Here is a 13787-nt window from a genome sequence, read left to right on the forward strand (position 1 = left end):
GATTTAGTGATGGCTTTTTGTAAATAAATTTTAGTATTTTTACCCTACGTTCTTATACACAACTACCAGTCTTTCGGAATGCTCGTACCAAACCGCCACGGAAGCAGCAATAGCTATAGATACGGCTTCCAAGGACAAGAAAAAGACGATGAGTTAAAAGGGGAAGGGAATTCTTTAAATTATACCTTTAGAATGCACGACCCGAGAGTGGGAAGATTTTTTGCAATTGACCCGTTGACTCATAAATATCCTCATTATACACCATATTCTTTTAGTGGTAATAAAGTCATTGCTTTTAGAGAATTAGAAGGATTAGAGGAAATATATGCAGCTGATGGAAAATTTATTGGAAAAATTGGAAATAGTACAGAAATTAGAGTAGTTCATTCGAACCAATTTCCTGAAAAAATAAAGGAAAAAATTGATGCTTTAAATAAGAAAGAGGCCTCGTTTTTATATAATTATATGAAAGATGAGATTTTAAATAATACATATCAAACATTTAATTCCGCAGATGAAGCAGCAGAATATTTTGGGAATAAAATTAACTCAAAATCCGTAATTGTAAATAAAGAATATGGTGCTGGAATCAATGAGGTACAATTATTCAATGCTGAAGGGACAAAAGTATCAGGAAAAGTATACTTGTTAGGCAAAATTGTTGAAGGTCGAGAGCGTTTTGTTTCACCTTTAGATGTAGGAAATAGAAGGGATGGTCCTTTCAAAATAAATGCACTTGCGCCTGAAGATCAAAGTCATATGATTTGGGGACCAACAATTTATTTACCGGGAATAACAGTAGCGCTAGCTCATTCCCATGCTCAAGGCAGTTTAAATTTTAGTGGGAAAAATCATAGCCCTTTAGGTGGTTATGAGGGTGATAAAGCGATGGCTGAAGAATATAGTCTTAATGTGTATTTAGTTAATAAAATTGGACAATTAAAGTTCTATGATTTTAAAACAGAAAAAGATAAAACAGTAAAAGAAAATTTACCTGGGTCAAAAAACAAACCTATTAGAGATGAAAATGGAAAACCTATTGATTATACAAAAGAAAACAAGTAAAATATTGAAATTATTTTTAGGAATAGGTTTATTACTTTTTTTATTTGTTAGATGCAGTAAAAACAATGATGAGTTTGAAAACGGTTTAATTAAGTTTGAAAAGTATTTTTCAAAAAAAGAGTTAGATACTTTTAAAAATAATCAAGAAGAAACAGCTTATATAACAATTAAAGAGGGTAAAAACAAATCCTATGAGTCATTTTTTAGAAATGATTCAATTGGAAAGAAGATTTCTTATTTTTTTCAAAAAAATAGGATAGAAGATTTTAGTTTTATGACTGATATTATGTTAATATGCCTTCACAGAAAATATCATGAAAAGCCATATAAGTTAGATGAACTTATCGAGGAAAAGAAATGGGAATACAATGATTTTTATTATTGTGAAAAAAAACGTAAAGAAAAAGCACAATATTTATTTAACTTGTTTAAGTTAAAAGATACTTTACATTTAATTCAACCTATTAAAGAAGGTCATATTTTTGACATTAATTGTCCTAATACTTTTATTAATAAAAATGATGAGGAATTAATAAATTTATCTGGGATTATTGTAGATAAAGAAGTTATTTTAGATTCACTTTATTTTACTTGTCGTATTAAACTTATTAATTTGTCTATAAAAAAGTTTTATCCTATGGACCGAAACGAAACAATTACTGTGGGTGATACAATGACCGTTAATTTGAATAACGTTTTTTTTGACTATTCCAAACATCGTAATTTTATGTTTAGTTATTAAAATTAGTATAGAGTGGTAATGTTTCAAACTTAGTGATGACCCATAATCAAAACACTAACTAATTGATAATCATTTAAAAATTAAAAATAATTACAAATAGGATAAGCTATATAGTTTATCCTTTTTTGCTTTTAAATGGGTTTAAATCGAAGAAAATGATGAAATGGTAAACCTTGTGTTGCAGATTTAGTGATGGCTTTTTGTAAATAAATTTTAGTATTTTTACCCTACGTTCTTACATATAACTACTACGCTTTCGGAATGCTCGTGCCTAACCGCCACGCATCAAGCCCTGCTTATCGATACGGCTTCCAAGGACAAGAAAAAGATGATGAGCTAAAAGGAGAAGGAAATTCTTTAAATTACACTTTTAGAATGCATGACCCGAGAGTGGGTAGGTTTTTTGCAACTGACCCGCTTGAGAAGAAATATCCTTGGTATACGCCTTATCAATTCTCAGGAAATAAAGTAATAGCATTCAGAGAATTGGAAGGATTAGAAGAAACTTTTGCCATTAAAGATAATCAGATTGTTTATGCAGGACCAGCAGTAAATTATTACACAAGCTATGAGGCTGCTGAAAAAGCTTTACAAGAAATGCAACAAAAACATAATGATTATGATGGACCAACAATTACACAAGATAATAGGACTGCTGAAGAAAGGGAAAGACAGAGAAAGTCTGCTCAATGGCAAAAAGTTGAAAATGATAGACAAAAATTACTATTCGCAAACCCAACAAATATTATATCACATGGGGTTGCAGTAGGCGTTCCTGAAATAGCTTTAGATATTGCAACAGAAGGTGCTTTTAGTTATGTTAAAAACACAAGAATCTTTAAAACAATTGCTAATTCTAAGTTAGCTTTAAAAACTGCTGGGACTTTTAATGGAGCATTAAACGGCACATACAAGATTATAGAATCCTCTCCTTTAAATCAAAAAATCCAAATAAGAAAAACATTAGCTAAAAGTTGGGGATTGCAGACAGATTATGTTAATTTTGATGAAAAAGTTTATACTGAAACTTTAGAAGAAGGAACTGTACTTATACAATATAGGCTTAAAGGATATGAGGGAACAAAAGGAGTTTATTATGCTTTACCTGGTACCTCACCTGAGCAAATTGGATTAAGACTTGATGATATTGGAGAAACTTATATGGTTACAACGAAAGGTAGTCAAAAAGTTATTTTTTCCACTCATCAGAAAAATTTAGCACCCTACTATGATAAATTTGGAAATCCAGTTGAAGGTGGCGGTCTTCAGATAAAAAGTGATGTTTTAAATTATGAGACTAATTCAAGTTTTAAAAAAATTGATAACCCAAAATAAATTCAAATGGATATTGTTAAAAAAATAAATTCTTTAAGATTAAATGTTATTAAATTTAGAAGTGATAGAAAGGATTATTATATTTCACCTGATATTTCAACAGTTGAGATAGCGTTAAATCTTGTGGAGTTTTCTTTAAAAAGAAAAAGAAGCTTGCTTCATGAAGAGGAAATGTGGTTTGAGGCATCATTTTATTTAGCTCATGGGCTTGATGGTACTGAGTGGCAAGATATATATTATGATTATTTAGATATTGTATCATTTGTAAAACAAAACAACTATTTAAGAAACAATATTCCAGAGATAAAATGGTAATTTGGGGTTAATGTTTCAAACTTAGTGATGACTCACAACCAAAACACTAACCAATTAATAATCATTTAAAATTAAAAATAATTGTAAAAAAGATGAGCTACATAGTTCGTCTTTTTTGCTTTTTAATGGGTTTAAATCGAAGCAAATGATGAAAAATGAAACCTCGTGTTGCAGATTTAGTGATGATTTTTATAAATAAATTTTAGTATTTTTACCCTACGTTCTTATACACAACTACTACGCTTTCGGAATGCTCGTGCCTAACCGCCACGCATCAAGCCCTGCTTATCGTTACGGCTTCCAAGGACAAGAAAAAGATGATGAGTTAAAAGGGGAAGGAAACTCTCTAAATTACACCTTTAGAATGCACGACCCAAGAGTGGGTAGGTTTTTTGCGGTGGATCCATTGACTAAATCTTATCCCCATTATACGCCATATTCATTTAGTGGGAATAGAGTTATTGATGCTATTGAATTAGAAGGATTAGAAGAATTAATTTTACAAGGGAAAATGGCTGATTTTGGAGAAATTTTTTTCGAAATTATTTCTAAAGATGAGATTTTAGTTAAATTATACGACAAAGTTCAAGATGAAACAAAATGCAATATCAAATTACATATTGTAAATATTAATCCTAAAAAACTTAAAAAAGATAATAATTGGGGTGGAAGAACATATGATTTTGAGGATTTAAAAGTGATGGCGTCTAACATAAAAAGAGTTGATGATAGAAAATCTCGAGAAGAACAAAATGGAAAAAAATTTAAATTAAAAGGGAAAGCTAAAAAAACATATAATGAATATGTTTCAATTTTCGAAGCATTAGGAATGAATAAAGAAGACATATTAAATGAAACAGAATATGAACATCATTTAATATTGGTTAATGAAAATAACATTAATGAAAATAATGTCATTAATCTTATGAATGATGTTTCACATGAAGTCGAGGCTCATTTTGAAGAAAATATAAATGGAAACAAATCTGTAGAACATTCTCATCATTATAAATTTTTTGCATTTAACCCTTTGGCAAATAAAATTTCCGAAGAAGAACAGACAATTCTTGATGGAATGAAAAAAGGTTATTCTCCTAGACCAAGCCAATACAAAAATGGTTCGGAAGCAATGATTATATACCAAGCAGTTCAAAGAGCAGTAACAAAGTTTAAAACAGAACAAAAAGAAAAAAAGAAAAATGAAAAGAAAAATAAAAGTTAGAGTTTTCAAATACCTGTATTACTCCTTTTTTTTTATGTTAATTTCTTGTGTTAATTTCAATTTGAATAAAGTTAATAAAAACTTAAATTCCAACCATGAAGTTTTATACTTTAAAAATGTTGACAAAAACAATCGAATTGGAAAAAGCTATTTTATTAATTTAGATGAAGAGATAATTATCAAAACTATTAAATATAAGAGGTTTAAATTAATTTCTAATAATAAAACAGTTGCTGATGGATTTTGGTCTGTAAATTTAAAAGATACAATATATTTCATTCCAAATAATTCTTATAAAAGTGGATGTGATGTTAAACTAAAATTTTATATTAATAATAACAATAAATCATATTATTTAGGTAGAAATTGTAATTATGGAGATTACTATGTTGGAACAGATGTTCTTGTCGAAAATAAAAATTTCAAAAAAATAAATAAAATATTTTTTAATAAATTTTATCACTCTATAGTTACAAAAGATGATTTTGCTCCTGGGGTAATACCTGATGCTGTTTCAAAGAGATGTTTTCTGATTAATTTAGATTATGGGGTTTTTTATTTAGGAAAATTCGAAGAAGAATCAGGGATTTATTGGTTTAATTATTAGTAATTAAAACCTAAGAAAACTTGGAAAGATTATCCCCCGCTCCCGCGCGAATCCCTTCGCGTGGCACTTGATTAACAACAAAGGTTTCATTATTTTTGATAAAAAGAAAAAATGAGTAGAAATTATAAGTTTCATAATCCTGAAGGATTATATTTTGTAAGTTTTGCTGTTGTGGGTTGGTTGGATGTCTTTACAAGAAATGAATACAAAGATTTAGTTTTAGAAAGTTTAGAATTTTGTCAAAAAAATAAAGGAATGGAAATACATGCTTGGTGCATAATGACCAACCATGTTCATTTAATTTTTAGAAGTATAGAAAATCAAAAACCAGAACTTTTATTAGGCGATTTTAAAAGGTTTACAAGTAGAAGCGTTGTCAAAGCCATACAAGAAAACCCAAAAGAAAGCAGAAAAGAATTTCTATTAGACTATTTTAAGAAAGAAGCTGAAAAAAGTTCAAACACAACCAATTTTCAATTTTGGAGACATGACAATAAACCAATTGAGTTATGGAGTAATGAAGTTATTCAACAAAAAATAGATTATATTCACAATAATCCAGTTGAAGAAGGAATAGTATTTAGACCTAAAGACTACAAATATAGTAGTGCTCCTGACTATGCTGGAGAAAAAGGATTACTAGACCATGTTTGTGTTTTTAAATATTTTAAATTGTAGAACCACGCGTAAGGATTCCAGTGAGAGCAAAGAAAAAAAAACAATGAAAAAAAATTTTAAAATTTATTTAATCATTTTAATAACAATTGGTGTTTTAGTGTCAATTTATTTTTGTTTATACACAACAAAACAAGACATTGTAAATAGCAATAACAGAATCATTTATAATAATGCTGATTTTATAGAAACAAGTGATCTAAATTTAGATGCTAAAAAAACAAAATTTATTTTTGATAATTTGAATGAAACAATATTAAAAGCTCAGACTTCTTTTTTACAAAATAAAAAAGGCGATTTTGTTTATTTTTATATGAATTTATGTGAACTTACAATTTATTTTAATGATAAAAGAGTTAGTTATGATTGCAGATTAATAAAATCTAAAAAATATTCTTTTAATCAATTGGAAACCTCTTATTTAAATTATTTGATAAAAATAATTAAGCAAGATAAAAATCATTTGAAAAACATTTCTACAATTTCAATTCGTACTGTATTACCTGAAGAACTTATTGATTTTGATCTTCCAATTTCTCCTTTCTTGGGTAATGCAAGTTTTAATGTTGATTCTCTCAATGCTACAATTATGGAAAAAATTGATTCAGAAGAATTTCAGTAATATTTCAAACTTATTGTCTTGTCTAAAATGGATTTACAAATATAAATTTTTAAAATCCCGTTACAAATCAAAACTTTTGTTATAATTTCATCAATATTTGCTAAGTCATTTGATTATTCTATATTTTTGCATCATTAAATAACACACATCAAAATGAGAGTAGCCGTAGTTGGCGCTACCGGAATGGTAGGCGAAATAATGCTTCAAGTATTAGCAGAACGTAATTTTCCTGTAACCGAGTTAATTCCAGTTGCTTCTGAAAAATCAGTTGGGAAAGAAATCGAATGGAAAGGGAACACCTATAAAGTGGTTGGTTTACAAACCGCTGTTGATATGAAACCCGAGATTGCTTTGTTTTCGGCAGGTGGAGAAACTTCTTTAGAATGGGCTCCAAAATTTGCTGCTGCCGGAACAACCGTAATCGATAATTCTTCCGCTTGGCGAATGGACGAGACGAAGAAATTAGTAGTTCCAGAAATCAACGCTTCTATCTTAACTAAAGAAGATAAAATTATTGCAAATCCAAACTGTTCAACGATTCAAATGGTAATGGCTTTAGCGCCTTTGCATGCTAAATATGATATCAAACGTATTGTAGTTTCTACTTATCAATCTATTACTGGAACTGGTGTAAAAGCCGTGCGTCAGTTAGAAAACGAATATGCGGGAATTCAAGATGAAATGGCATATAAATATCCAATTCATAGAAATGCGATTCCACAATGTGATAGTTTTGAAGCAAACGGTTACACCAAAGAAGAAATGAAATTGGTTCGTGAAACACAAAAAATCTTAAACGATAACACTATTGCGGTTACAGCAACGGCAATTCGTATTCCAGTCGTTGGCGGACACAGTGAAGCAGTTAATATTCAGTTTGAAAATGATTTTGATGTAAACGAAGTGCGTGAAATTTTACACAACACGCCAGGTGTAACAGTTCAAGATAATTTAGACACGTATTCATATCCAATGCCAATTTACGCGCAAGGAAAAGACGATGTTTTTGTAGGCAGAATCCGAAGAGATGAAAGCCAACCCAACACATTAAACATGTGGATTGTAGCGGATAACTTAAGAAAAGGAGCAGCTACGAACACGATTCAAATTGCGGAATATTTAGTTGAAAATAATCTAGTATAATTTTAGCCACAGATTACATAGATTAACACGGATTAAATCCTTTTGAATCCTTTAATCCGTGGCAAGAAGAATTTCTTTGCGCTCAATTCTAAATATTTGGTTGCAAATCATTTAGTATAATTTTAGCCACAGATTACACAGATTAACACGGATTGAATCCTTTTGAATCCTTTAATCCGTGGCAAGAAGAATTTCTTTGCGCTCAATTCTAAATATTTGGTTGCAAATCATTTAGTATAATTTTAGCCACAGATTACACAGATTAACACGGATTGAATCCTTTTGAATCCTTTAATCCGTGGCTAAAACAAACAACCACGAACTAACGAAATAAGTCATCAAAACTTAAAAAATCGTTAATTCGTGGTTTCTTTTTTAGCTTATCCTTAAAAGCTGTATATTTGTGGTTGTGAAAAAGAAGCTACTTTATATAAATATCGGACTGATGCTGGCAGTATTATTTACTGTTTGTTATCAATCTATACATGCTTTTTCTCACGAACACCATGTTAAAACAGAATGTTGTGATGATTTGCATCATGTAACATTTAAATCTTCTGAAAAAACGTTTACCGAAAGTGAAAATTGCCCTGTTTGTGATTTCAAATTCGTGGCTTTTCTTTCACCAGAAGTTTTACATTTTAATTTTATTCCTTCTTTTTACGAAATTCCCTATCAATTCAACAGTAATGAAACTTGCATTACGTTTGAAGGAAATTCGTTCTACCTTCGAGGTCCACCTGTTTTAGTTTAACTATTTAATACGATTTCATTACCAAAAATAATGATACGTTGTTGTTACATTTAAACTAAAAGAAATGCGATTCTTATCGATATTATTTTTCTTTTTGGTTGGCTTTTTTGGATACGCTCAAGTTACAATTACGGGCGTTATTTCGGATGAAAATGGCTTACCATTGAGAGATGCTCACGTACACATTGCCAATAAAACTACTTCAACCGATACAAACGGAACTTATGTTTTATCTGGCATTCCAAAAGGCAAACAGAAATTCTATATTTCGTTTATAGGCTATCATGTTATTGAGGAAACTATCGAAATTTCAAGCGATTTAACTATCAATCGTCAATTAAAATTAGATGTTACCAAATTAGAAGATATCACCATAAAACAACTTTCTAATTCAAAAAGTGAAAGTAGTAACGAACAAGTTCTAAAAAGTGCCACTATTGAGAAATTTAGCAATCAAACCTTGGGTGAAGCCTTGAAAGAAGTGTCTGGAGTTTCCATTTTAAAAACAGGAAGTACTATTGTTAAGCCAGTAATTAATGGTTTACATAGTAATCGTGTGCCGATAATCAATAATAATGTTCGATTAGAAGACCAACAATGGGGAACAGAACACGCACCTAATTTCGACATTAATTCGGCTGGAAAAATCACAGTGATTAAAGGTGCTTCGGCTTTGCAATATGGTGGTGATGCGATTGGCGGAATTGTTGTCATCGAACCCGAAGTAATTAAAAAAGATACATTGGTTGGAAAAACAATTGTCAACTTAGCTTCTAACGGAATGGGCGGAAGCTTGAGTTCAAGTCTTCAAAAAGGAAATCGTTATGGTTGGAGTTGGAATGCTTTAGGCACTTTCAAATACTTAGGAGATCGCGAAACACCAGATTATGTGTTGTCAAATTCTGGAAATCGAGAACAAAATTTTTCAGGAGGCATTCGTTATGCTCAAGAAAAATATAATTTCAATGCGATGTACAGTTTTTACAATGCACAAATTGGAATCATCAAAGCATCTCATATTGGAAATGTAAATGATTTATACAATTCCATCAACAACCAACAACCAAGCGTAATTGAGCCTTTTAGCTACTCGATTAACGCCCCAAAACAAGAAGTGCAACATCATTTAGCAAAAATTAATTATCAAAGATGGCTAAATGATAATAGTTCGTTAGATTTTCAATACGCATTTCAATTTAACAACCGTTTGGAATTTGATATTAGAAGAACAAACGCAAACACCGACAAAGCGGCTTTAGATTTACAATTGGCTACGCATACTTTTTTAACCGATTACAAAACTTCTATTGGAAACTGGAAAATAAAATCGGGTCTAAATTTAGGTTACCAAAATAATTTTGCGAATCCAAAAACAGGAGTTCGACCATTAATTCCGAGTTATCAAAAATTGGATGCCGGTTTATACGGAATTGCCGTTTATAAAATTGACAATGCGACTTCGTTAGAATCGGGAATTCGTTATGATTTTTCGACTATTGAAGCGACAAAATATTATTTAAAATCAAGATGGACCGAACGTGGCTATGATGCTGAATTTTCTCATTTTATTGTGGGTGACGAAGGCAATCAATGGCTTACAAAACCTACTTTTGATTATCATAATTTTACAGCAAACATTGGGTTTAGAAAGCAATTTCATCATGAAATGGAATGGTTAGTGAATATGAGTTTGGCTTCTCGAAATCCAAATCCGTCTGAATTATTTAGCGATGGATTACACCATTCTACTGGTCAAATTGAATTGGGTGATTTACGATTAAAAAAAGAGCAAGCGTATAAATTCAATACCACTTTTAAGAAAGATTGGAAATTATTTCAAGTGCAACTTAATCCGTTTATTAATCGAATTTCGAATTTCATTTATTTGCAACCTATTGGTTTTGAAACTACTATTCGCGGGGCTTTTCCAGTTTGGGAATACAAACAAACAGAAGCTTTACTAACTGGTTTTGATGTCAATACCAAATGGACTATTTCGAATCATTTCTCACACGAATTAGGATTAGCCTATGTAAATGGACAAAATCTAAATACTGATGAGTATTTAATAGATATGCCGCCATTTGTCATCAATAATAAAATTCAATATAAAAATGAATCTTGGTTCCATTTTGTGTCCGAGATAAAAAGTGAATTGGTTTTCAGTCAAAATCAATTTCCAAATTATAATTTTGAAACCAACATTGTTGTAAATAATGTATTAACACCTGTTACTGTTGATATTAGTTCGCCACCAAAAGGCTATCATTTATTACATTTGTATAGCGAAATGACTTTTAATATCAATAAAAAAAATAGCTTAACCACTTCATTTAGTATCCAAAATATTGCTAACACAACGTATCGAGATTACCTAAATCGTCAACGTTTTTTTGTAGACGAAATGGGTAGAAATATTCAAATTCAATTAAAATTTAATTATTAAAAAATCACATCATGAAAAATTTAAAACTTATCGCCTTATTTGTAATTCCTACATTAATTTTAACTTCTTGCTCTAACGAAGATACCGTTGTAAATGAAGAAGAAGTTATTACAACTGTTACGACAACATTAACAGGTGGTGGACAAGTTATTACTTTAACTTCAACAGACTTAGATGGCGATGGCCCAAATACTCCAATAATTACTGTTTCAGAAAATTTAGTAGCAGGAAGAACTTATTTAGGTTCAACAACATTCTCAAATGAATTAGCAAATCCTGCAGAAGATATTACAATGGAAGTGGAAGAAGAAGGAGATGAACATCAGGTATTTTACCAACTAGCCGCTTCTTTAGGCACAGTGACTTATAATGATACTGATGTAAATGGAGATCCAATTGGATTAGAATTTACTTTAGTAGCAGGAACTTCTGGTTCAACGGGAACATTAACAGTTACCTTAAGACATGAACCAATAAAGTCTGCAAATGGAGTAGCAAATGGAGACATAACTAATGCAGAAGGAAGTACAGATGCACAAGTGTCTTTTAATATAGAAATAGATTAATAAACCAGCAATATTTAGTACAAAACGACTGAATTTTCAGTCGTTTTGTGTTTTTTAACAACTAGTTAAAATCAAATCCTTATTTTTGTTGGAACAGAAAAAAACGAATATGAAAAAATCATTAATCTTATTATTTACTGCTGCAGCTTTTGTGGCTTGTAAAAAAGAAGAAATCAAAGAAATTGACATGAGTGTTACCTATCCTGAAACTAAAAAAGTAGACACCTTAGCTACTTACTTTGGCGATACTATTCAAGACCCTTATTTTTGGCTTGAAGACGATCATAGCGAAGAAACCAAAGCTTGGGTAAAAGCACAAAACGAAGTTACTTTTGGCTATTTAGAAAAAATTCCTTTTAGAAGCCAATTAAAAGAAAGACTAGAAAAACTTTGGAATTACGAAAAAATAGGAGCACCTTTTAAAGAAGGAGATTTTACTTATTTTTATAAAAATGATGGTTTACAAAATCAATCGGTTTTGTACAGAAAAGATGCTTCTGGACAAGAAGAAATATTTTTAGATCCAAATACATTTTCAAAAGATGGAACAACTTCTTTAGGTGGACTTAGTTTTACTAAAGATGGCTCCATGGCTGCTTATGCTATTTCTGAAGGCGGAAGCGATTGGAGAAAAGTGATTGTTTTAAAAACGGCAACTAAGGAAATTGTTGGCGACACTATTGTGGATGTTAAATTCAGCGGAATGTCTTGGTACAAAAACGATGGTTTTTACTACTCGAGCTATGATAAACCAACAGGAAGTGAACTTTCAGCAAAAACTGATCAACATAAATTGTATTACCATAAATTAGGAACTTCTCAAAAAGAAGACAAAGTGATTTTTGGTTTAAACGAAAAAAGAAGATATGTAGGTGCGGCAGTTACAGAAGACGAAAATTATTTAATAATAACGGCTGCGACCTCAACATCTGGTAATGAATTGTATTATAAAGATTTATCTAAAAATGGTGCAATCATTAATCTTGTAAATAATTTTAAAAACGATTATAATGTAATTGATAATGTTGGCGCTAAATTTTATGTTGAAACAAACTACAATGCACCAAATAAAAAAGTGGTTACATTTGATTTAGCAAATTCAAGTCAAAAAAATTGGGTAGATTTTATTCCTGAAACTGAAAATGTATTATCTACAGCAACAGGTGGTGGATTTATTTTTGCGGATTATATGAAAGATGCTGTATCTCTTGTAAAACAATATGATTACGAAGGTAAATTAGTCCGTGATATTAAGTTGCCGGGCATTGGTTCTGCTGGTGGATTTGGTGGTAAAAAAGAAGAAACTACTTTGTATTATTCGTTTACAAATTATGTAACACCAGGAACTATTTATGCATTTGACTCTAAAACCGGAAATTCTAAAGTCTATAATAAACCAAAAGTTGATTTCAAATCAGAAGATTTCGAATCGAAACAAATTTTCTACACTTCAAAAGACGGTACAAAAGTTCCGATGATTATTACCTATAAAAAAGGAACAGAATTAAACGGCAAAAACCCAACTATTTTATATGCTTATGGAGGTTTTAATATTAGTTTAACACCAAGTTTTAGTATTGCAAATGCTGTTTGGATGGAAAACGGTGGTATTTATGCTGTTGCCAATTTACGCGGTGGTGGTGAATATGGCAAAAAATGGCACGATGCAGGAACACAAATGCAAAAACAAAATGTATTTGACGATTTTATTGCTGCTGCAGAATATTTAATTAAAGAAAAATATACTTCTTCCGATTATTTAGCAATAAAAGGAGGTTCAAATGGAGGTTTATTAGTTGGTGCAACGATGACACAGCGTCCAAACTTAATGAAAGTTGCAATTCCACAAGTTGGCGTTTTAGATATGTTACGTTATCATACTTTTACTGCAGGTGCAGGTTGGGCTTACGATTACGGAACAAGCGAGCAAAGCAAAGAAATGTTTGAATATATTAAAGGATATTCTCCTGTACATAATGTAAAAGCAGGAACAAAATATCCTGCAACAATGGTTACAACTGGCGATCATGACGATAGAGTGGTTCCTGCACATAGTTTTAAATTTGCTGCAGAATTACAAGCAAAACAAACTGGTACTAACCCAACATTAATTCGTATTGACGTAAATGCAGGTCACGGAGCAGGAAAATCTACAGAAGCAACTATTAATGAGCAGGTAGATATTCAAGCTTTTATTCTATATAATATGGGCGTTAGAGAATTAAAAAAATAAATTACAACACAATTATTAAAAAATCCCGTTTCACCATGAAACGGGATTTTTTTGATTTACAC

Annotated in this window: 13 protein-coding genes; all 13 read left to right on the forward strand. The window is 30.8% G+C overall.

The window, feature by feature from the left end; all coding sequences use genetic code 11:
* Nucleotides 1-54: 54 nt before the first annotated feature.
* The 13 genes from GFJ99_RS11120 to GFJ99_RS11180 all read left to right on the forward strand — a co-directional run bounded on the left by GFJ99_RS11120 (nucleotide 55) and on the right by GFJ99_RS11180 (nucleotide 13725).
* Complete coding sequence (locus GFJ99_RS11120) at nucleotides 55-1065, forward strand: RHS repeat domain-containing protein (protein ID WP_370514058.1); 1011 nt, start codon at nucleotides 55-57, stop codon at nucleotides 1063-1065.
* 4 nt (nucleotides 1066-1069) lie between these two features.
* A complete protein-coding gene (locus tag GFJ99_RS11125) occupies nucleotides 1070-1807 on the forward strand; it encodes a hypothetical protein (protein WP_153208811.1) in 738 nt (245 codons plus the stop codon).
* A gap of 210 nt (nucleotides 1808-2017) precedes the next feature.
* Entirely contained in the window at nucleotides 2018-3142 is a 1125-nt protein-coding gene (locus GFJ99_RS11130; RefSeq protein ID WP_370454314.1) for an RHS repeat-associated core domain-containing protein, read from the forward strand.
* 6 nt (nucleotides 3143-3148) lie between these two features.
* Nucleotides 3149-3457: a hypothetical protein gene (locus GFJ99_RS11135; protein ID WP_153208815.1), complete on the forward strand. Its 309-nt coding sequence runs from the start codon at nucleotides 3149-3151 to the stop codon at nucleotides 3455-3457.
* 226 nt (nucleotides 3458-3683) lie between these two features.
* Complete coding sequence (locus GFJ99_RS11140; RefSeq protein ID WP_370514059.1) at nucleotides 3684-4679, forward strand: RHS repeat domain-containing protein; 996 nt, start codon at nucleotides 3684-3686, stop codon at nucleotides 4677-4679.
* 61 nt (nucleotides 4680-4740) lie between these two features.
* Nucleotides 4741-5286: a hypothetical protein gene (locus GFJ99_RS11145; RefSeq protein WP_153208819.1), complete on the forward strand. Its 546-nt coding sequence runs from the start codon at nucleotides 4741-4743 to the stop codon at nucleotides 5284-5286.
* A gap of 111 nt (nucleotides 5287-5397) precedes the next feature.
* Nucleotides 5398-5964 (forward strand): transposase, encoded by a 567-nt coding sequence (locus tag GFJ99_RS11150; RefSeq protein WP_153208821.1) that lies wholly within the window; start codon nucleotides 5398-5400, stop codon nucleotides 5962-5964.
* Complete coding sequence (locus GFJ99_RS11155) at nucleotides 5939-6583, forward strand: hypothetical protein (RefSeq protein WP_153208823.1); 645 nt, start codon at nucleotides 5939-5941, stop codon at nucleotides 6581-6583. The genes GFJ99_RS11150 and GFJ99_RS11155 overlap by 26 nt, the downstream gene beginning before the upstream one ends.
* Before the next feature lie 153 nt (nucleotides 6584-6736).
* The gene (locus GFJ99_RS11160; RefSeq protein WP_153208825.1) at nucleotides 6737-7726 is read left to right on the forward strand and encodes an aspartate-semialdehyde dehydrogenase; all 990 of its coding nucleotides are present in this window, start codon (nucleotides 6737-6739) and stop codon (nucleotides 7724-7726) included.
* A 445-nt stretch (nucleotides 7727-8171) separates the two neighbouring features.
* Nucleotides 8172-8480, forward strand: coding sequence for a hypothetical protein (locus GFJ99_RS11165; protein WP_153208827.1), 309 nt, complete (start codon nucleotides 8172-8174; stop codon nucleotides 8478-8480).
* Nucleotides 8481-8544: 64 nt separating this feature from the next.
* Entirely contained in the window at nucleotides 8545-10926 is a 2382-nt protein-coding gene (locus GFJ99_RS11170) for a TonB-dependent receptor plug domain-containing protein (RefSeq protein WP_238990096.1), read from the forward strand.
* Nucleotides 10927-10937: 11 nt separating this feature from the next.
* Entirely contained in the window at nucleotides 10938-11492 is a 555-nt protein-coding gene (locus GFJ99_RS11175) for a type 1 periplasmic binding fold superfamily protein (protein ID WP_153208829.1), read from the forward strand.
* A 109-nt stretch (nucleotides 11493-11601) separates the two neighbouring features.
* Nucleotides 11602-13725: a prolyl oligopeptidase family protein gene (locus GFJ99_RS11180; RefSeq protein ID WP_153208831.1), complete on the forward strand. Its 2124-nt coding sequence runs from the start codon at nucleotides 11602-11604 to the stop codon at nucleotides 13723-13725.
* The last annotated feature ends 62 nt before the right edge of the window (nucleotides 13726-13787 follow it).

The sequence above is a fragment of the Flavobacterium sp. LMO6 genome (genome assembly GCF_009495795.1).
Classification (GTDB): Bacteria; Bacteroidota; Bacteroidia; order Flavobacteriales; family Flavobacteriaceae; genus Flavobacterium.

Bases quoted from the DNA above. Each gene is read 5' to 3' on its own strand.
- GFJ99_RS11135 (WP_153208815.1), top strand. From the start codon at position 3,149: ATGGATATTGTTAAAAAAATAAATTCTTTAAGATTAAATGTTATTAAA.
- GFJ99_RS11150 (WP_153208821.1), top strand. From the start codon at position 5,398: ATGAGTAGAAATTATAAGTTTCATAATCCTGAAGGATTATATTTTGTA.
- GFJ99_RS11160 (WP_153208825.1), top strand. From the start codon at position 6,737: ATGAGAGTAGCCGTAGTTGGCGCTACCGGAATGGTAGGCGAAATAATG.
- GFJ99_RS11165 (WP_153208827.1), top strand. From the start codon at position 8,172: ATGCTGGCAGTATTATTTACTGTTTGTTATCAATCTATACATGCTTTT.
- GFJ99_RS11170 (WP_238990096.1), top strand. From the start codon at position 8,545: ATGCGATTCTTATCGATATTATTTTTCTTTTTGGTTGGCTTTTTTGGA.
- GFJ99_RS11175 (WP_153208829.1), top strand. From the start codon at position 10,938: ATGAAAAATTTAAAACTTATCGCCTTATTTGTAATTCCTACATTAATT.
- GFJ99_RS11180 (WP_153208831.1), top strand. From the start codon at position 11,602: ATGAAAAAATCATTAATCTTATTATTTACTGCTGCAGCTTTTGTGGCT.